General features: G+C 68.6%; 16 protein-coding genes. 12 read left to right on the forward strand and 4 right to left on the reverse strand.

Annotated elements, in window-relative coordinates:
• From ACFPLC_RS17355 to nuoN, 12 genes are read left to right on the forward strand one after another with little or no spacing between them, the layout of a single operon-like run.
• Nucleotides 1–750 carry an NADH-quinone oxidoreductase subunit C gene (locus ACFPLC_RS17355; protein WP_378189327.1) on the forward strand — a complete coding sequence of 250 codons (750 nt, stop codon included), beginning with the start codon at nt 1–3 and terminating at the stop codon, nt 748–750.
• Nucleotides 747–2,126, forward strand: a complete 1,380-nt coding sequence (locus ACFPLC_RS17360; RefSeq protein ID WP_378189326.1) for an NADH-quinone oxidoreductase subunit D — start codon at nt 747–749, stop codon at nt 2,124–2,126. The genes ACFPLC_RS17355 and ACFPLC_RS17360 overlap by 4 nt, the downstream gene beginning before the upstream one ends.
• Entirely contained in the window at nt 2,123–2,980 is an 858-nt protein-coding gene (nuoE, locus tag ACFPLC_RS17365; protein WP_378189325.1) for an NADH-quinone oxidoreductase subunit NuoE, read from the forward strand. Before ACFPLC_RS17360 ends, nuoE begins: the two co-directional genes overlap by 4 nt.
• Nucleotides 2,980–4,275 carry an NADH-quinone oxidoreductase subunit NuoF gene (nuoF, locus tag ACFPLC_RS17370; RefSeq protein WP_378189324.1) on the forward strand — a complete coding sequence of 432 codons (1,296 nt, stop codon included), beginning with the start codon at nt 2,980–2,982 and terminating at the stop codon, nt 4,273–4,275. Before nuoE ends, nuoF begins: the two co-directional genes overlap by 1 nt.
• Nucleotides 4,272–6,743 (forward strand): NADH-quinone oxidoreductase subunit G, encoded by a 2,472-nt coding sequence (locus ACFPLC_RS17375; RefSeq protein WP_378189323.1) that lies wholly within the window; start codon nt 4,272–4,274, stop codon nt 6,741–6,743. The genes nuoF and ACFPLC_RS17375 overlap by 4 nt, the downstream gene beginning before the upstream one ends.
• Nucleotides 6,740–8,089: an NADH-quinone oxidoreductase subunit NuoH gene (gene nuoH / locus ACFPLC_RS17380; RefSeq protein ID WP_191311500.1), complete on the forward strand. Its 1,350-nt coding sequence runs from the start codon at nt 6,740–6,742 to the stop codon at nt 8,087–8,089. The genes ACFPLC_RS17375 and nuoH overlap by 4 nt, the downstream gene beginning before the upstream one ends.
• Complete coding sequence (gene nuoI, locus ACFPLC_RS17385) at nt 8,076–8,600, forward strand: NADH-quinone oxidoreductase subunit NuoI (RefSeq protein ID WP_043783834.1); 525 nt, start codon at nt 8,076–8,078, stop codon at nt 8,598–8,600. Before nuoH ends, nuoI begins: the two co-directional genes overlap by 14 nt.
• Entirely contained in the window at nt 8,597–9,463 is an 867-nt protein-coding gene (locus ACFPLC_RS17390) for an NADH-quinone oxidoreductase subunit J (RefSeq protein WP_191311504.1), read from the forward strand. The genes nuoI and ACFPLC_RS17390 overlap by 4 nt, the downstream gene beginning before the upstream one ends.
• Nucleotides 9,460–9,759 (forward strand): NADH-quinone oxidoreductase subunit NuoK, encoded by a 300-nt coding sequence (gene nuoK, locus ACFPLC_RS17395; RefSeq protein WP_003081840.1) that lies wholly within the window; start codon nt 9,460–9,462, stop codon nt 9,757–9,759. The genes ACFPLC_RS17390 and nuoK overlap by 4 nt, the downstream gene beginning before the upstream one ends.
• An 11-nt stretch (nt 9,760–9,770) precedes the next feature.
• Nucleotides 9,771–11,669 carry an NADH-quinone oxidoreductase subunit L gene (gene nuoL, locus ACFPLC_RS17400; protein WP_378189322.1) on the forward strand — a complete coding sequence of 633 codons (1,899 nt, stop codon included), beginning with the start codon at nt 9,771–9,773 and terminating at the stop codon, nt 11,667–11,669.
• Complete coding sequence (locus ACFPLC_RS17405; protein WP_378189321.1) at nt 11,669–13,219, forward strand: NADH-quinone oxidoreductase subunit M; 1,551 nt, start codon at nt 11,669–11,671, stop codon at nt 13,217–13,219. The genes nuoL and ACFPLC_RS17405 overlap by 1 nt, the downstream gene beginning before the upstream one ends.
• A 2-nt stretch (nt 13,220–13,221) precedes the next feature.
• On the forward strand, nt 13,222–14,790 hold the full coding sequence (nuoN, locus tag ACFPLC_RS17410; protein WP_378189320.1) for an NADH-quinone oxidoreductase subunit NuoN: 1,569 nt from the start codon (nt 13,222–13,224) through the stop codon (nt 14,788–14,790).
• 27 nt (nt 14,791–14,817) lie between these two features.
• On the opposite strand, the gene ACFPLC_RS17415 is transcribed toward nuoN, so the two are convergent.
• The 4 genes from ACFPLC_RS17415 to ACFPLC_RS17430 are packed head-to-tail and all read right to left on the reverse strand — an operon-like array spanning nt 14,818 to nt 17,636.
• Entirely contained in the window at nt 14,818–15,501 is a 684-nt protein-coding gene (locus ACFPLC_RS17415; protein WP_378189319.1) for an ESX secretion-associated protein EspG, read from the reverse strand.
• Nucleotides 15,498–16,712 carry a PPE domain-containing protein gene (locus tag ACFPLC_RS17420; RefSeq protein WP_378236273.1) on the reverse strand — a complete coding sequence of 405 codons (1,215 nt, stop codon included), beginning with the start codon at nt 16,710–16,712 and terminating at the stop codon, nt 15,498–15,500. The genes ACFPLC_RS17415 and ACFPLC_RS17420 overlap by 4 nt, the downstream gene beginning before the upstream one ends.
• A 43-nt stretch (nt 16,713–16,755) precedes the next feature.
• Nucleotides 16,756–17,364: a DUF3558 domain-containing protein gene (locus ACFPLC_RS17425; RefSeq protein WP_378189318.1), complete on the reverse strand. Its 609-nt coding sequence runs from the start codon at nt 17,362–17,364 to the stop codon at nt 16,756–16,758.
• Nucleotides 17,364–17,636 (reverse strand): hypothetical protein, encoded by a 273-nt coding sequence (locus tag ACFPLC_RS17430; RefSeq protein WP_378189317.1) that lies wholly within the window; start codon nt 17,634–17,636, stop codon nt 17,364–17,366. Before ACFPLC_RS17430 ends, ACFPLC_RS17425 begins: the two co-directional genes overlap by 1 nt.
• Nucleotides 17,637–17,866: the final 230 nt, after the last annotated feature.

Below are 17,866 nucleotides of genomic sequence, written 5' to 3' on the forward strand. Positions count from 1 at the left end.
ATGACTGAGAACCCCCAACCCGGCGAAGAGCAGTCGAGCGCCGAGCGAGCCGAAACCGGCCTGACGGCGAAGGGACCGGGCTCGGCCGAAGCGGTCGTCACCGGCCGCGAACGCCGGGGCATGTTCGGCGTCCAGGGCAGCGGTGACACCTCCGGCTACGGCGGCGTCCGGCTCCCGGCGTACAGCCCGGCGCCGGCCGAGCGCCCGTACGGCGGCTGGTTCGACCAGTTCGCCGACGAGTTCTACGCCGCGCTGGCCGAGCGCAAGATCCCCGCCGAGGCGATCCTGCAGACCACGGTCGACCGCGGCGAGATCACCTTCTACGTCGCCCGCGAGCACCTGCCCGCGATCGCGAAGACCCTGCGCGACGACGGCGGCCTCCGCTTCGAGCTGCTGTCGTCGGTGTCCGGCGTGGACTACGGCGTCGACGTCCCGCAGCGGCTGCATGCGGTCTACCACTTCACGTCGCTGACCTACCGGCGCCGGATCCGGCTCGAGGTCACCCTCGACGTCGAGGACGCGCACGTGCCGTCGCTGGTCGGGGTCTACCCGACCGCCGACTGGCAGGAGCGCGAGACCTGGGACATGTTCGGGATCGTCTTCGACGGCCACCCGGCGCTGACCCGGATCCTCATGCCGGACGACTGGGACGGCCACCCCCAGCGCAAGGACTACCCGCTCGGCGGGATCCCGGTCGAATACAAGGGCGCGGAGATCCCGCCGCCGGACCAGCGGAGGTCGTACTCGTGACCACTGAGAACCTTTCCGACGTCACCACGGGCACGTCGACCACCGAGACCGGCAGCGACAGCACGGACAACGCGAACTACGCCGACTCCCGCGACACCACCGAAGGCCGCGTCTACACGGTCTCCGGCGGCGACTGGGACGACGTCATCGCCGACGCCCAGCACGACGAGCGCATGGTCATCAACATGGGCCCGCAGCACCCGTCGACGCACGGCGTGCTCCGGCTCGTGCTGGAGATGGAGGGCGAGACCGTCACGCAGCTGCGGTCGGTCATCGGCTACCTGCACACCGGCATCGAGAAGAACTGCGAGTACCGGACCTGGACCCAGGGCGTCACCTTCGTGACGCGCATGGACTACCTGGCGCCGCTGTCGACGGAGATGGCGTACTGCCTCGGCGTCGAGAAGCTGCTGCAGATCGAAGCCCCGCGCCGCGCGCAGCTGCTGCGCGTGATGCTGCTGGAGATCAACCGGATCGGCTCGCACCTGGTCTACATCGCCACCGGCGGCATGGAGCTCGGCGCCACCACCGCGATGACGCTCGGCTTCCGCGAGCGCGAAGAGGTGCTGCACCTGCTGGAGCACCTGACCGGCCTGCGGATGAACCACGCGTTCATCCGCCCCGGCGGTCTCGCGCAGGACATGCCGGCCGACTACGTCGAGGTCGTCAAGGCGTTCCTCAAGACGATGAAGGAACGCCTTCCGCTCTACGACAAGCTCTTCACCGGCCAGCCGATCTGGCGCAACCGGCTCAAGGGCGTCGGCTACCTGCCGGTGGACGCGTGCCTCGCGCTCGGCGTCACCGGCCCGGTGCTGCGGTCCGCGGGCCTGCCGTGGGACCTGCGCAAGACCGAGCCGTACTCCTGCTACGACGAGTTCGAGTTCGACGTCCCGGTCGACAACGGCGCCGACTGCTGGTCGCGCTACCTGATCCGGGTGCACGAGATGCACGAGAGCCTCAAGATCATCGAGCAGTGCCTGGAGAAGCTCGAGCCGGGCCCGGTCATGGTCGAGGACAAGAAGATCGCGTGGCCGGCGCAGCTGTCGATCGGCAGCGACGGCATGGGCAACTCGCTCGAGCACGTCAAGAAGATCATGGGCCAGTCGATGGAGTCCCTGATCCACCACTTCAAGCTGGTCACCGAGGGCTTCAAGGTCCCGCCGGGACAGGTCTACGCGCCGGTCGAGTCGCCGCGCGGCGAGCTGGGCGTGCACCTGGTCTCCGACGGCGGCACCCGGCCGCTGCGGGTCCACGTGCGCGAACCGAGCTTCGTGAACCTGCAGTCGATGCCCGCCATGGCCGAAGGCGGCCTGGTCGCCGACGTGATCGCCGCCATCGCCTCGATCGACCCCGTCATGGGGGGAGTGGACCGATGACCACAGCAGTTCCCGAGCCGGGCCCGAACTACGCGGCGACGACGCACGCCGCGGCTTCGGCCGACACCGACGTCGTCGCCATCGCGCCGGACCCGGAAGTGGCCGCCGGCATCATCACCGAGACGCCTCTCGAGGACATCTTCGACGCCGACATCCACGCCAAGGCGCAGGAGCTGATCGCGCGTTACCCGATGTCCCGTTCGGCGCTGCTGCCGATGCTGCACCTCGTGCAGTCGGTGCAGGGCTACGTCAGCCAGGAGGGCATCGCGTTCTGCGCGAAGCAGCTCGACCTGTCCGACGCCGAGGTCAGCGCGGTCGCGACGTTCTACACGATGTACAAGCGCAAGCCGTGCGGCGAGCACCTCGTGAGCGTCTGCACCAACACGCTGTGCGCGGCCATGGGCGGCGACGCGATCTACAAGAAGCTCCAGACGCACCTCGGTTCCGAGGAGAACCCGCTGGGGCACAACGAGACCGCGGGCACGCCCAACGAGCCGGGCTCGATCACCCTCGAGCACGCCGAGTGCCTCGCGGCCTGCGACCTCGCGCCGGTCATCCAGGTCAACTACGAGTACTTCGACAACCAGACCGAGGAGAAGGCCGTCGCGCTGGTCGACGCGCTGCAGGCGGGCAAGAAGCCGGCCCCGACGCGCGGTGCCCCGCTGACGAACTTCAAGGGCGCCGAGCTGCAGCTCGCCGGGTTCTTCCCGGAGGACGAGGCGGCCTACCGCCGGGACGTCGACGGCCCGTCGCAGGCCGTCGAGACGCTGCGGGGCGCGAAGCTCGCGCAGGAGCGCGGCTGGGTCGCCCCGGTGGCCCAGGACGTTCCGCTGCCAGAAGTGGAGAAGAAGTAGTGGCTGACCCCATCACTCCGGTCCTCACCAAGCGCTGGCTGTCGCCGAACTCCTGGCAGATCGGGACGTACGAGGCACTCGAGGGCTACACCGCCGTCCGCAAGGCACTGGCCGGGACGCCGGAGCAGCTCGTCCAGCTGGTCAAGGACTCCGGCCTGCGCGGCCGCGGCGGCGCGGGCTTCCCGGCCGGCATCAAGTGGTCCTTCATGCCGCCGAACTTCGACAAGCCGCACTACCTGGTGATCAACGCCGACGAGGGCGAGCCGGGGACCTGCAAGGACATCCCGCTGATGATGGCGGACCCGCACTCGCTCATCGAGGGCTGCATCATCGCCTCGTACGCGATGCGGTCCAACCACTGCTTCATCTACGTCCGCGGCGAGGCCCTGCACTGCATCCGCCGCCTCAACGCGGCCGTGCGCGAAGCCGAAGCGGCGGGCTACCTGGGCGAGAACATCCTCGGCTCCGGCTTCGACCTCAAGATCACCGTCCACGCGGGCGCGGGCGCGTACATCTGCGGCGAAGAGACGGCGCTGCTCGACTCCCTCGAGGGACGTCGTGGCCAGCCGCGGCTCAAGCCGCCGTTCCCGGCCGCCGCCGGTCTGTACGCCGCACCGACCACGGTGAACAACGTCGAGACCATCGCGAGCGCGCCGTTCATCGTCAACGGCGGCTCCAGCTGGTTCCGCGAGATGGGCCGCGAGAAGTCGCCCGGCCCGAAGATCTACTCGATCTCCGGCCACGTCGAGAAGCCCGGCCAGTACGAGTGCCCGCTCGGCACCACGCTGCGCGAGCTGCTGGACATGGCGGGCGGCATGAAGGACGGCATCCCGCTCAAGTTCTGGACCCCGGGCGGCTCGTCCACCCCGATGTTCACCGCCGAGCACCTCGACGTTCCCCTGGACTTCGAAGGCGCGGCGGAAGCCGGGTCGATGCTGGGCACCACCGCCGTCCAGGTCTTCAACGAGACCGTGTCGGTGCCGTGGGCCGTGATGAAGTGGACCCAGTTCTACGAGCACGAGTCCTGCGGCAAGTGCACGCCGTGCCGCGAAGGCACCTACTGGCTGGCGCAGATCCTCGAGCGGATGGTCGACGGCCACGGCACCGAGGAGGACATCGACACCCTCCTCGACGTCTGCGACAACATCCTCGGCCGGTCGTTCTGCGCCCTCGGCGACGGCGCGGTGTCGCCGATCACCAGCGGCATCAAGTACTTCCGCGAGGAGTTCCTCGCGCTGTGCGAAGCGAACCGGCACGAACAGACCAAGCCCGAACTCGTGGGAGCGCAGGCATGACGATCGCCCCCGACAAGCCCGAAACGACCGAGACGCCGGTCCCCGAGGGCCACGTCAAGCTGGTCATCGACGGCGAAGAGGTCATCGCCCCCAAGGGCGAGCTCCTCATCCGCACGGCCGAACGCCTCGGCACGGTCATCCCGCGGTTCTGCGACCACCCCCTCCTCGACCCGGCGGGCGCCTGCCGCCAGTGCCTGGTCGAGGTCGAGATGGGCGGCCGTCCGATGCCGAAGCCGCAGGCGTCCTGCACGATGACCGTCGCCGACGGCATGGTCGTCAAGACGCAGCTGACCTCGCCGGTCGCGGACAAGGCCCAGCAGGGCGTGATGGAACTCCTGCTCATCAACCACCCGCTGGACTGCCCGGTCTGCGACAAGGGCGGCGAGTGCCCGCTGCAGAACCAGGCGCTGGCCCACGGCCGCACCGAGTCCCGGTTCGTCGACACGAAGCGGACGTTCCCGAAGCCGCTGCCGATCTCCACGCAGGTGCTGCTGGACCGCGAACGCTGCGTGCTCTGCCAGCGCTGCACCCGGTTCTCCCGCGAGATCGCCGGCGACCCGTTCATCGAGCTCCTCGAACGCGGCGCCCACCAGCAGATCGGCACCGCGGAGACGGCGGACGTCCTGGACCTGGCTTCGCGGACGACCAGCGGCCAGCCGTTCCAGTCCTACTTCTCCGGCAACGTCATCCAGATCTGCCCGGTCGGGGCCCTGACGAGCGCGGCGTACCGGTTCCGGTCGCGGCCGTTCGACCTGGTGTCCTCGCCGAGCGTCTGCGAGCACTGCTCGTCCGGCTGCGCCGAGCGCACCGACTTCCGGCGCGGCAAGGTCCAGCGCAAGCTGGCCGGCGACGACCCGGACGTCAACGAAGAGTGGATCTGCGACAAGGGCCGGTTCGCCTTCCGCTACACCACGGCCGAGGACCGCATCCGCCGCCCGCTCGTCCGGAACCAGACGACCGGTGAGCTGGAAGAGGCGTCCTGGACCGACGCGCTGCGGATCGCCGCGGCGGGCCTCACCGAGGCCCGCGGCAACGGCGGCGTCGGCGTCCTGACCGGTGGCCGGCTGACCGTCGAGGACGCCTACGCGTACTCGAAGTTCGCCCGCGTCGCCCTGCGGACCAACGACGTCGACTTCCGCGCCCGCCCGCACTCGGCCGAGGAACTGGCCTTCCTCACCTCGCACGTCGTGGGCGTGACGCCGGAGTCCGGCGTCACCTTCGGCGAGATCGAGCGGGCCCGCACGGTCCTGTGCGTCGCCTTCGAGCCCGAGGACGAGGCCCCGATCGTGTTCCTGCGGCTGCGCAAGGCGGCCCGCCGGAACAAGACCCGGGTCGTCCACTTGGGACAGTGGACGACGTCGTCGGTGCGCAAGACGTTCGGCGAGCTGCTCGCCTGCGTCCCCGGCCAGGAGGCCGCGGCCGTCGACGGCATCGCCAAGCACGCGCCGGACCTCGACGAGGCCCTGCGCGGCGAAGGCGCCGTCGTCCTGGTCGGCGAGCGCGCCGCCGCGATCCCCGGCCTGTTCGCCGCCCTGCACGACCTGGTCGAGCGCACCGGCGTCCGGCTCGCGTGGATCCCGCGCCGCGCCGGCGACCGGGGCGCCCTGGAGACCGGCTGCGTGCCGTCCCTGCTGCCCGGCGGCCGCCGGGTCGGCGACGACGCCGCCCGCGTCGCCGTCGAGAACGCCTGGGGCGTCCCGCTCCCGGCCACCCCGGGCCGCGACACGACCGACATCCTGCTGGCCGCTTCGGCCGGCGAGCTCGGCGGCCTGGTCGTCGGCGGGGTCGACCCGTACGACCTGCCGGACCCGGACCTCGCGCTGCGCGCGCTGGACACCGCCGGGTTCGTGGTCAGCCTCGAACTGCGGCACAGCGCGGTGACCGAGCGCGCGGACGTGGTGCTCCCGGTGGCCGCGTCGGACGAGAAGTCCGGCAGCTACCTCAACTGGGAGGGCCGCACCCGCCCGTTCGACACGACGATCGAAGGCACCGGCGCCCTGCCGGACTGCCGGGTGCTCGACACGCTCGCCGTCGAGATGGACGCGGACCTGTTCACGCAGACGCCGGCCGCCGCGCGCGGCGACTTCGAGAAGCTGGGCCAGGCCTCGGCGCTGCGCTGGAGCCACGTCGCCGCCGAGGTCGCGCCGCCCGCGACGCCGGGTGACGGCCAGGCGGTCCTCTCGACCTGGCGCCAGCTGATCGACAACGGGTCCCTGCAGGACGGCGAGCCGCACCTCAAGGGCACCCAGCGCACGCCGGTCGCGCGGCTGTCCGCGGCGACCGCGGCCGGGCTCGGCGTCACCGTCACGGTGAGCACCGAGCGCGGTGCGATCACGCTGCCGGTGGAGATCGCCGACCTGCCCGACGGCGTCGTGTGGCTGCCGGGCAACTCCGACGGCTCCGCCGTGTTCAAGACGCTCGGCGCCGGGCACGGCGCCGTCGTGAACCTCGCTGGAGGTGGGCAATGACCCCGCTGCTGACCGAAGCCGCCGTCGGGAGCGTTCCCGACGCGGCCACGCGGGCGGCGCTGCTGGCCGACGACCCGTTGTGGCTGATCCTGCTCAAGTGCGTGGTCATCCTGCTGATCGGGCCGATCATGACGATCTTCCTGATCGTCTGGGAGCGCAAGGCGGTCGGCCGGATGCAGAACCGGCCCGGCCCCAACCGGGTCGGCCCCGGCGGCTACCTGCAGTCCCTGGCGGACGCGATCAAGCTGCCGTTCAAGGAACAGATCATCCCGGACACCGCCGACCGCAAGGTGTACTTCCTCGCCCCGGTCGTCTGCGTGGTGCCGTCGCTGATCGCGCTGTCGGCCATCCCGTTCGGGCCGGTCGTGTCGATCTTCGGCGAGCGGACCGTGCTGCAGCTGCTCGACCTGCCGGTCAGCGCGCTGGTGATCCTGGCGTGCTCCTCGATCGGCGTCTACGGGATCGTGCTCGCCGGCTGGTCGTCCGGCTCGCCGTACCCGCTGCTCGGCGGCATGCGCAGCGCGGCGCAGGTGATCTCCTACGAGATCGCGATGGGCCTGTCGATCGTCGCGGTGATCCTGCAGGCGGGGTCGCTGAACCTGGCCGACATCGTCGGCAAGCAGCAGCCGGCGTGGTTCCTCTACCTGGTCCCGAGCTTCGTGATCTACCTGATCTCGATGGTCGGCGAGACCAACCGGGCGCCGTTCGATCTCCCGGAGGCCGAGTCGGAGCTGGTCGGCGGCTTCCACACCGAGTACAGCTCGATGAAGTTCGCGATGTTCTTCCTCGCCGAGTACGTCAACATGGTGATCGTGTCGGCGTTCGCGACGACGCTGTTCCTCGGCGGCTGGATGGCCCCGTGGCCGCTGTCGCTGATCGGGAACAACGTCCTCAACACCGGCTGGTGGCCGGTGCTGTGGTTCTTCGCGAAGATGTTCGTCCTGCTGTTCGGGTTCATCTGGCTGCGCGGCACGCTGCCCCGCCTGCGCTACGACCAGTTCATGCGGCTGGGCTGGAAGGTCCTGGTCCCGCTGAACCTCGTGTGGATCGTCATGGTGACCTTCGCGAAGGTGATCACCTGGAACACCGCGACCATCATCATCGCCGCGGTCGCGATCTTCATCGTCGCTTCGCTGTTCTTCTACGTCCGCGCCGCGGGCCGGGAAGAGGAGAGCGAGTCGATCCCGGTCACCGGCGGCGGCTTCCCGGTCCCGCCGCTGGACCTCAAGGTTCCGCAGACCACCCCGCGTCAGAAGGCTTTGGCCAAGGCCGAGGCGAAGGCGGCCCGCCGCAAGCCGGCGGCCGTCGGTACCGCAAAGGAAGGGGCACAAGATGGGGTTTCTTGATCCCGTCAAGGGCTTCGGCGTCACCTTCGGGATGATGTTCAAGAAGGTCGCCACCGAGGAGTACCCGGAGGCCGGCGCCCCCGCCGCCCCGCGTTACCACGGGCGCCACCAGCTGAACCGCCACCCGGACGGCCTCGAGAAGTGCGTCGGCTGCGAGCTGTGCGCGTGGGCGTGCCCGGCGGACGCGATCTTCGTCGAGGGCGGTGACAACACCGAGGAGGCCCGGTTCTCGCCGGGGGAGCGGTACGGCAAGGACTACCAGATCAACTACCTGCGCTGCATCGGCTGCGGCCTCTGCATCGAGGCGTGCCCGACCCGGTCGCTGACGATGATCAACTTCTACGAGCTGGCCGACGACGACCGCCAGCGGCTGATCTACACGAAGGAGGACCTGCTCGCCCCGCTGCTGCCCGGCATGGAGCAGCCGCCGCACCCGATGCGGCTCGGCGAAAACGAGCAGGACTACTACGTGAACGGCCCCGAACTGGCTCGCGGGGAGGGCGTCAAGTGATCTCCGCGGTTTTGGCGGCGGCGCCGAACGTGTCGGCCGGGGTCTCCACCGGGGAAGCCGTCGCGTTCTGGATCCTCGGGCCGCTGTCCCTGCTCGGCGCGCTCGGCATGATCTTCTCCCGCAACGCCGTCCACTCGGCGCTGTGGCTGGTGCTCACGATGCTGAGCCTGGGCGCGCTGTACATGATCCAGTCGGCGCCGTTCCTGGGCTTCACCCAGATCATCGTCTACACCGGCGCGATCATGATGCTGTTCCTCTTCGTGCTGATGCTGGTCGGCCGCGAAAGCTCCGACTCCGTCGTCGAAGTCCTGCGTGGCCAGCGGCTGGCGGCGACGGTGCTCGGCATCGGGCTGGCCGCCCTGCTGGCCACCGGCATCTACCGGGCGCTGGAGAACGTCACCCCGGCCGTTCCGCTCGACTCGACCACGCCGGCGGGTGGCGGGCCGAAGGGCCTCGGCCGGTTGATCTTCACCGACTACCTGTTCCCGTTCGAGCTGACGTCGGCGCTGCTCATCACCGCCGCCATCGGCGCGATGGTGCTGGCCTTCACCGACCGGCACGGCAAGGGCGGCAAGCTCTCGCAGAAGGAGCTGGTGCTCCTGCGCTTCCGCGGCGAGCACGACCGGCCGTCGCCGCTGCCCGGCCCGGGTGTCTTCGCCACCGCCAACTCGGTGGCCACCCCGGCGCTGCTGCCGGACGGCTCGGTGGCCCCGGAGTCGCTGTCGGCGATCATCGAGTCCACCTCGGCGATCGAGCTGGCGAAGGAACGCAAGCTCGTCGCGGACGAGGGCCCGCACCCGGACGCGCACGCGCTGGTCGGTTCCGAGGCCGCTCCGGAAGGCCCGGAAGGGGAGAAGGCATGACCCCCACGTACTACCTGCTGCTGTCGGCGCTGCTGTTCGCGCTCGGCGCGGTCGGCGTGCTGGTGCGGCGCAACGCGATCGTCGTGTTCATGTGCATCGAGCTGATGCTCAACGCGGTGAACCTGTCGCTGGTCACCTTCGCCCGGATCAACGGCGGGCTCGACGGCCAGATCATGGCGTTCTTCGTCATGGTCGTCGCGGCCGCCGAGGTCGTGGTCGGCCTGGCGATCATCATGGCCATCTTCCGCACCCGGCGCTCGGCCTCGGTCGACGACACCAACCTGCTGAAGTACTAGGAGACCCCCGAGTGACCGCATCATCGTGGCTGCTGGTGGCCCTCCCTGCCCTCGGCGCCCTGATCCTCTTGCTGGCAGGGAAACGCGCCAAGGCGTGGGGGCATCTGCTCGGCTGTGCCACCGTCACCCTCGCCTTCGTCTACGGGCTGATCCTCTTCTTCACGGCCGACGGCAAGGCCACTGTGGACACGAAGGTCTACTCGTGGATCCCGGTCGGCCAGCTGCAGGTGGACTTCGGGCTGCGGATCGACGCGCTGTCGCTGACGTTCGTGCTGCTCATCACCGGCGTCGGCATGCTGATCCACTACTACTCGATCGGCTACATGGCCGACGACGAGGGCCGGTACCGCTTCTTCGCGTACCTCAACCTCTTCGTCGCGTCGATGCTGGTCCTGGTGCTGGGCAACAGCTTCGTGACGCTCTACATGGGCTGGGAGGGCGTGGGTCTCGCGTCCTACCTGCTCATCGGCTGGTACCAGGGCCGCCCGTCCGCCGCCACCGCGGCGAAGAAGGCGTTCCTGATGAACCGCGTCGGGGACGTCGGGCTCGCGCTGGCGATCTTCATCATGTTCAAGTACGTGGGTTCGACCGGCTACGCCGAGGTCTTCAAGGCGGTCGGTGACGGCAAGTTCTCCACGGGCGCGATCACCGCGATGGCGATCCTGCTCCTGCTGGGCGCCTGCGGTAAGTCCGGCCAGTTCCCGCTGCAGGCGTGGCTCCCGGACGCGATGGAGGGCCCGACCCCGGTGTCGGCCCTGATCCACGCGGCGACGATGGTGACCGCGGGCGTCTACCTGGTGGCCCGCTCGAAGGACATCTTCAACGCCACCGAAGACGGCCGCCTGATCGTGACGCTGGTCGGCACGGTGACCCTGCTGCTCGGGTGCATCATCGGCTGCGCGTACGACGACATCAAGAAGGTTCTCGCGTACTCGACGGTCAGCCAGATCGGCTACATGATGCTGGCCGTCGGCCTCGGCCCCGTCGCGTACGCGCTGGGCATCATGCACCTGGTGGCGCACGGCTTCTTCAAGGCCGGGCTGTTCCTCGGCGCCGGGTCGGTCATGCACGCGATGAACGACGAAGTCGACATGCGGAAGTTCGGCGGCCTCTGGAAGAAGATGCCGATCACCTTCTGGACGTTCGCCCTCGGCTACGCCGCCTTGATCGGCTTCCCGCTGCTGTCCGGCTTCTGGACGAAGGACGCGATCATCGAAGCGGCGTTCGGCCAGGAAGGCTGGCGCGGCTGGGTGATGGGTGGCGCGGCCCTGCTGGGCGCCGGGCTGACGGCGTTCTACATGACCCGCCTGATGATGATGACGTTCTTCGGCAAGGCGCGCTGGAAGGAACTCAAGTCGGCCGACGGCCGCGAGTTCCACCCGCACGAGGCCAAGCCGATCATGTGGGTGCCGATGGTGATCCTGGCGATCGGCTCGGTGTTCGCCGGTGGGCTCTTCACTCTCAACAAGTCCTTCGTGACCTGGCTGGCCCCGGCGGTCGGCGAGGCACCGGAGGAGCACTTCGGGATCAACAAGTGGCTGATGTCCGGCATCGTGGTCGGGATTTCCCTGATCGGCGCGGTCATCGCCTACCTGATCTTCCGCCGCGACGTCCCGGTCGAGCAGCCCCAGCGGGTCTCGTTCGTCACCCGGGCCGCGCGCAAGGACCTCTACGGCAACGCCCTCAACGAGACGCTGGTCGCCCGCCCGGGCACCTGGCTCTCGCGGGCGCTGGTGTACGTCGACAACCGCGGCGTCGACGGCGCGGTCAACGGCCTGGCCGCCGGTCTCGGCGGCGGGTCCGGCCGGCTGAGGCGGCTGCAGACCGGGTTCGTCCGGTCGTACGCGCTGTCGATGCTGGGCGGCACGTTCCTGCTTCTGGCGGCTCTCCTGCTGGTGAGGTTCTCCTGATGACCTGGTTGCTCATCCTCATCCTGGTGCCGCTCGCCGGCTCGCTGGTGCTGGCGTTCCTCAAGGGGAACGACCGCGCCGCGGTGCTGGCCGCGCTCGGGTTCTCGATCCTCGAGTTCCTGCTGGTGATCCCCTTCTGGCTCAGCTACAACGCGTCCGGGCCCCGGCTGCAGATGACGTCGAGCTTCGACTGGATCCCCAGCTTCGGCGTGCACATCGCGTTCGGCACCGACGGCATCGCGCTGATCATGATCGCGGTGATCGCGCTGCTGGTGCCGATCGTCGTCGGCGGGCTCGGCACGCTGGACAAGCTCCCGGCGGGCCGCAGCGCGGGCGGGTTCCTGTCGCTGATCCTGCTGCAGGAGGCGCTCACGATCGGCGTGTTCGCCGCGACCGACGTCTTCCTGTTCTACGTGCTGTTCGAGATCATGCTGATCCCGATGTACTTCCTCATCGGCGGCTACGGCGGCGCGAACCGGCAGTACGCGGCGGTGAAGTTCTTCCTGTACTCGTTCCTCGGCGGCCTGATCATGCTGGCCTCGGCGATCGGGGCGTACTCGCTGGCGGCGGACAAGCTCGGCAAGGGCACGTTCGACTGGCAGACGCTGGTGACGGTGGTGCGCGACGCGCCGCTGTCCACGCAGATCTGGCTGTTCCTCGGGTTCTTCCTGGCGTTCGCGATCAAGGCGCCGCTGGTGCCGTTCCACACCTGGCTGCCGGACGCGGCGGGGGAGGCGCCGATCGGCGTCGCCGTCCTGCTGGTCGGCGTGCTGGACAAGGTGGGCACGTTCGGGTTCCTGCGCTACTGCCTGCCGATGTTCCCGGAGGCGAGCAAGACCCTCGCCCCGCTGGTGCTGGTGCTCTCGGTGATCGGCGTCCTGTACGGCTCGATCCTCGCGGCGGGCCAGCGGGACATGAAGCGGTTCATCGCCTACGTGTCCATCGCCCACTTCGGCTTCATCTCGCTCGGCATCTTCGCGTTCAACGAGCAGGCGATGGTCGGCTCGGCGACGTACATGCTGAACCACAGCCTGGCGACCGGCATGCTGATCGTGGTGATCGGCCTGGTGATCGCGCGCGGCGGGTCGTCGCGCATTTCGGACTACGGCGGCATGGCCAAAGTGACCCCGTTGCTGGCCGGGCTGTTCCTGCTCGCCGGTCTGTCCACTTTGTCCCTGCCGGGCACCAACTCGTTCGTCTCCGAGTTCCTGGTGCTCCTCGGGTCCTTTGTGGACCAGCCGGTGTACACGATCCTCGCCACGGTGGGCATGGTCCTGGCCGCGGCGTACGTCCTGTGGCTCTACCAGCGGGTCTTCCAGGGCCCGGTCCGCGGTGACGCCCTGGTGGGTGTCGGCGGGGGCCCGGGCACGGCGATCGCGCCGGAACTCGGTGCCAAGAAGGCCATCCGCGACCTGAACGGTCGCGAGATCGCGATCCTCGCGCCGCTGGTCGTGCTGATCCTCGTTCTCGGCTTCTACCCGAAGCCGGTGCTCGACACAGTCACCCCGACGGTGCAGCAGACGCTGTCCGCGGTCCAGGGAGGCAAGTAAAAGTGCTCGACATCCTCCTGACCCAGGCGCAGTCGCCGATCACGACGCCGTCGATCAACTACCCGGCCGTGCTGCCGGTGCTGATCGTCCTCGGCGCGGCGTGCGTCAGCGTGCTGGTCGAGGCGTTCGCGGCGAAGCGGTCGCGGTTCGGCATCCAGGTGGGCCTGAGCCTGGCGTCGATCGTCGCGGCCGGCGTCAGCCTGATCATCTACGCGACGGGCGACGCGCCCGCGACCGGCGTCACGACGTTCAGCGGCGCGATCTCGATCGACCGGCCGGCGCTGTTCCTCTGGGGCACGCTGCTGGCGCTGGCGGTGGGCGCGGTGCTGCTGATTTCGGACCGCGTGGTCGAGCCGGGCGGCGCGCTGGTCGCGCAGGCCGGCATCCGCCCGGGCACGGTCCAGGACCGCGCCCAGACGGCGACGGTGATGCAGACCGAGGTGTTCCCGCTGACGCTGTTCGCGCTCGGCGGCATGATGGCCTTCACCGCGGCGAACGACCTGCTGACGATGTTCATCGCGCTGGAAGTGCTTTCGCTGCCGCTGTACCTGATGTGCGGCCTCGCGCGGCGGCGGCGGTTGCTGTCGCAGGAAGCGGCGGTCAAGTACTTCCTGCTCGGCGCGTTCTCCTCGGCGTTCTTCCTGTACGGGCTGGCGCTGCTGTACGGCTACGCGAACTCGGTGAAGCTGGGCGACATCGCGGCCGCGGCGGCGGGCACGGACCGGTCGGACACGCTGCTGTTCGCCGGGCTGGGCCTGTTGGTGGTCGGCCTGCTGTTCAAGGGATCGGTCGGCCCGTTCCACACGTGGACCCCGGACGTGTACCAGGGCGCCCCGACCCCGGTGACGGCGTTCATGGCGGCGTGCACGAAGGTCGCGGCGTTCGGCGGCATCCTGCGGGTGCTGTCGGTGGCGTTCTCGTCGACTTCCTGGGAGTGGCGGGGAGTCCTCTGGGGCGTGGCGATCATTTCGATGGTGATCGGCGCGGTGCTCGGCCTGACCCAGACGGACGTCAAGCGCATGGTGGCGTACTCGTCGATCGCCCACGCGGGCTTCCTGCTGGTCGGGGCGATCGCGATGACGAAGGACGGGTTGTCGAGCACGCTGTTCTACCTGCTGGCGTACGGCTTCACGACGCTGGCGGCGTTCGGCGTGATCAGCCTGGTCCGGGATTCCTCCGGCGAGGCGACGCACCTCTCGGCGTGGGCCGGGCTGGCGAAGCGGTCGCCGCTGCTGGCCGGGGTGTTCACGTTCTTGCTGCTGGCGCTGGCGGGCATTCCGTTGACGTCCGGTTTCGTCGGCAAGTTCGTGGTGTTCTCGGCGGCGTTGTCGGACGGAATGGCCCCGCTGGTGGTGGTCGCGCTGGTGTTCAGCGCGGTGGCGGCGTTCTTCTACCTGCGCGTGATCGTCCTGATGTACTTCTCGGAGCCGGCGGCGGACGGCCCGTCGGTCTCGGTCCCGGGCTTCGGCACCGGAACGGCGATCTTCCTGGGCACGGCGGTGACGCTGGTGCTCGGCCTGGTCCCGGCGTTCGCCCTCGGCTGGGCGGGTTCGGGCGGGTTCGCTTTCTGAGCGTTGTTTTCCCCGGCCGCCACTCCCTCATCGAGAGGGGGTGGCGGCCTTCAGTTTGTGGCTGAGTTCTTCAGGGCGCCCGGGAACAACGCTGATGTACCCCTCGGCCCGCGTGATCCCGACGCGGCCGGCCTCGAGATCGAGGTAGTTGACGGTGACGCCGGCGGTGTGCAGCTGCCCGACGCCGTAGTGGGGTTGCTGGAAGAAGGCGTCGAGTTCCTGCGCTTCGCGGCTGCGCGCGGGGGCGTCGTCGAAGATGTCGCTTTCCTGCGGCTTCTGAAAATCTTCCTGGGGAAGCGAGAACGGCTTGATGTGGGCGGCCGGGTAGCCGGGCAGGTGCGCGACGAGGGCGTCGGCGGGGTGGCCGTTCACTTCGGTGAGTTCGACCTGATCGTGTTTGCAGACAACGCAAACCCCACTCCGCCCTCTGGCGGCGACCAGAACCCCGATCTGTTCGGTGGCGTCCCGCGCGTGGGCGACGAATTCCCGGGCCGGCTGGTCGATGAGGTGCAGCAGGTCTTCGAATTCGGGCGTGAAGCCGTTGCCTTGAACGAAGCCATGAGGGCTGAGTTCTTCGAAGGCGGCCCGGTTGACTTGTCTCGCCGCTTGGGGCGGGATGTAGCGGAGCCCCTTGGCGAAGACCGGGTGCGGATCGCCGCAGCCGACTTGCCGCATGGCGGTGAGCAGGGTGTTCAGCGAGAAGGAGATCATCGCTTCTTGTTCTCACCGATGACCGGGGGCATGGGTTTTTCGGTGAAGCCGCCGAAGGTTTCGTCGGGATCGGGGTTTTGCAGGTAGGGAGCCTTCTTCTTTTCCCGGTCTTCTTCTTTCCCGCCCCGCCCGCCCATAGGGGCGCCGCCCATGGGGAGGCCGTTCGCGCCCCGGGGGCCGGTGGAGCCGCGGGTGGGGGTGGTGCCGGGGAGGCGTTCCTCGGGGAGTCGGGCGCCGGTGCTGCTGCCGGGGAAGCGTCCGCCTGGGGTGCCGGTTCCCCTGTTGGACCCCGGGGTTCCTGTGGTGCCCGGCGGGAAGCTGGCACCGGTGTAGGGACCGGTCCCGGGTCCGAAGCCGCCGGACCAGTTGGGTCCAGGGTTGGTGAGGTTGCTGACGGGCTGGCCGGTGGGGCCGAACTCGTAGCCACCCTGAGCGGTGGGTAGGACGGGCCGGGGGAGGTAGCTGTTGGCGTGGGTGCTGGAGTCCGGGGTTCCGGGCTTCCAGGCCTGGTTTTGGTCTGGCCGGTCTTGCTGGAATTGTTGGTTTTGCTGGTTCAGCTGATTCTGTTGGTTCTGCTGGTTCGGTGTCTGTTCCCGATTCCCGCCGGTGATCCGGTCCTGCGTGGGCCTGTGCCGATCTTGGGCGGGAACCTCAGTCTGCCGCGGATTCCGCGCCCATTCCCCGGTATCGGTGGGCCCGCCGGTCCGATCGGAGGTCCTCATGGAGACGGAACCCCCGAAGTCGGCAAGCTGCGCGTATTGGGCGGGCATCTGTCCACCGTTGGCGTTGCTGGCGGAGTGGTAGGCGCTGAAGGCGTCGATGTTGGCTTGGCTGTCCGCTTGCCACCCGGCAACTTTGGTGTTGTAGGAATCCCACTTATCGTCCCGGATGGCACGGAGGACATCATCGGTGTCCAAAGCAGGCGGCTGAGCGGGTACGGGCTTGACGGAGTACTTGGCGGTCCCAAAAGCTTCCATTTGAGCCGCAACAGCGCTCTGCGCATTCTTGAGATGCACAGCATCATCGGCGGCGGCTTGAACAAGAGGAAGAGTGGCATCAGCAGCGGCCTCCCCGGCGTTGCCTCGCCAGCCGGACATGGTCTTGGCGCGGAGCGCGCTGATCCGTTGAGCCCGCTCAACCATCCGAGTGGTCAGGTGATCGGCATCGCGATGGGCGTCGGAGAGGGAGCGGGAGCCTTCACCTCCGGTGATTGTGCGTAGATCTCAGCTGCGGTCAGCGGCGACTCGGTGACCATCACTGCGCTCCCTTGATGTTTTTGACAACTTCCTCAGCGACTTCATGCGCGGCTGTACAGGGATCGCTTTTGCCGACGTTCGCTTCAGACTGGGTGATCGAAACGTCGATCATCTCGTGGTCGCTGGTACCAACAGCGATTGCGCATCGACCGCTCGTGGTGCGCTCGTCCTTCAGCCCGTACGCGACGGCTGGCAGGCCTTCCACTGGAGCCACCGGCATGAAGAGACGGAATGTCGATCCTTGCTGCTCGTAGATCGCGGTCAGGCCGGCCTGATTCACCTTGTTGAAGATGATGCCGACAGTTGCCTGGGTGGTTCCTGCCGGCTGCCAGTTGCATGTTGGGCCGCCTGGCGCGCTCAGCTCCTCTTTCGCTGTGGCGCCGGAGCCGAGAAGTGTTGTGACTTCTTCTCCGGTCAAAGCTTCGCAGGGCGTTTGCTTGAATCGGGTGGTGTCCAGCGGCGAATCGACCTTGGGTACGCCAGGACCCGGGACGGCATCCGTCTGCGGGGATGATGTGGTCGCTGGCGAAGCCATCCCGGCCTTCACATCCGAGCACGCCGTCAGGACCAGCAGAGATGCGCTGAGCAGGACAATCAAGCGGCGCATCACAGCGTTCCTTCTGTTTGCTTAATCTCGGTGACGTGGGTTTCCTCGATCGCCGCGTACTTGCCAAGCGCCTTCGCGAACTTCTCCGCCATCGCGCGGCAGTACTCTGCTCGTTGTTGAAGAGCGGTATCCAGGGCATCCCCCGACGCGCGGATCCTTTCGGCGTTGCCGGCACTTGCGTACTCCAGGCCGGGACCGTGAGTGGTCGCGATGGCTCGGGCCTGCTCGCGGTCCTCTTGGAACTCGCGTGCCAGGTCGTTCCACTCGTGCATCAGCTCACGAAGCGTCTGCTCGTCATACTCAAACCCAGCAGACCCACCACCATCCCCACCCCCATAAGACCCAGCCCGCGGCACCCCATGAGGCCCCGGAAGCTCCCAATCCGCCCCCGGGTCATAAACCGGCCCCTCAGCCACAACACACCGTCGTCATCAGCTCTCCCCTAGCTCGCAGTGTGCTCCACCCCGAGCACCCTGCGTATCCGACGCATCGCACCCTACCA

This window comes from Amycolatopsis plumensis (genome assembly GCF_042652605.1).
Lineage (GTDB): Bacteria > Actinomycetota > Actinomycetes > Mycobacteriales > Pseudonocardiaceae > Amycolatopsis > Amycolatopsis plumensis.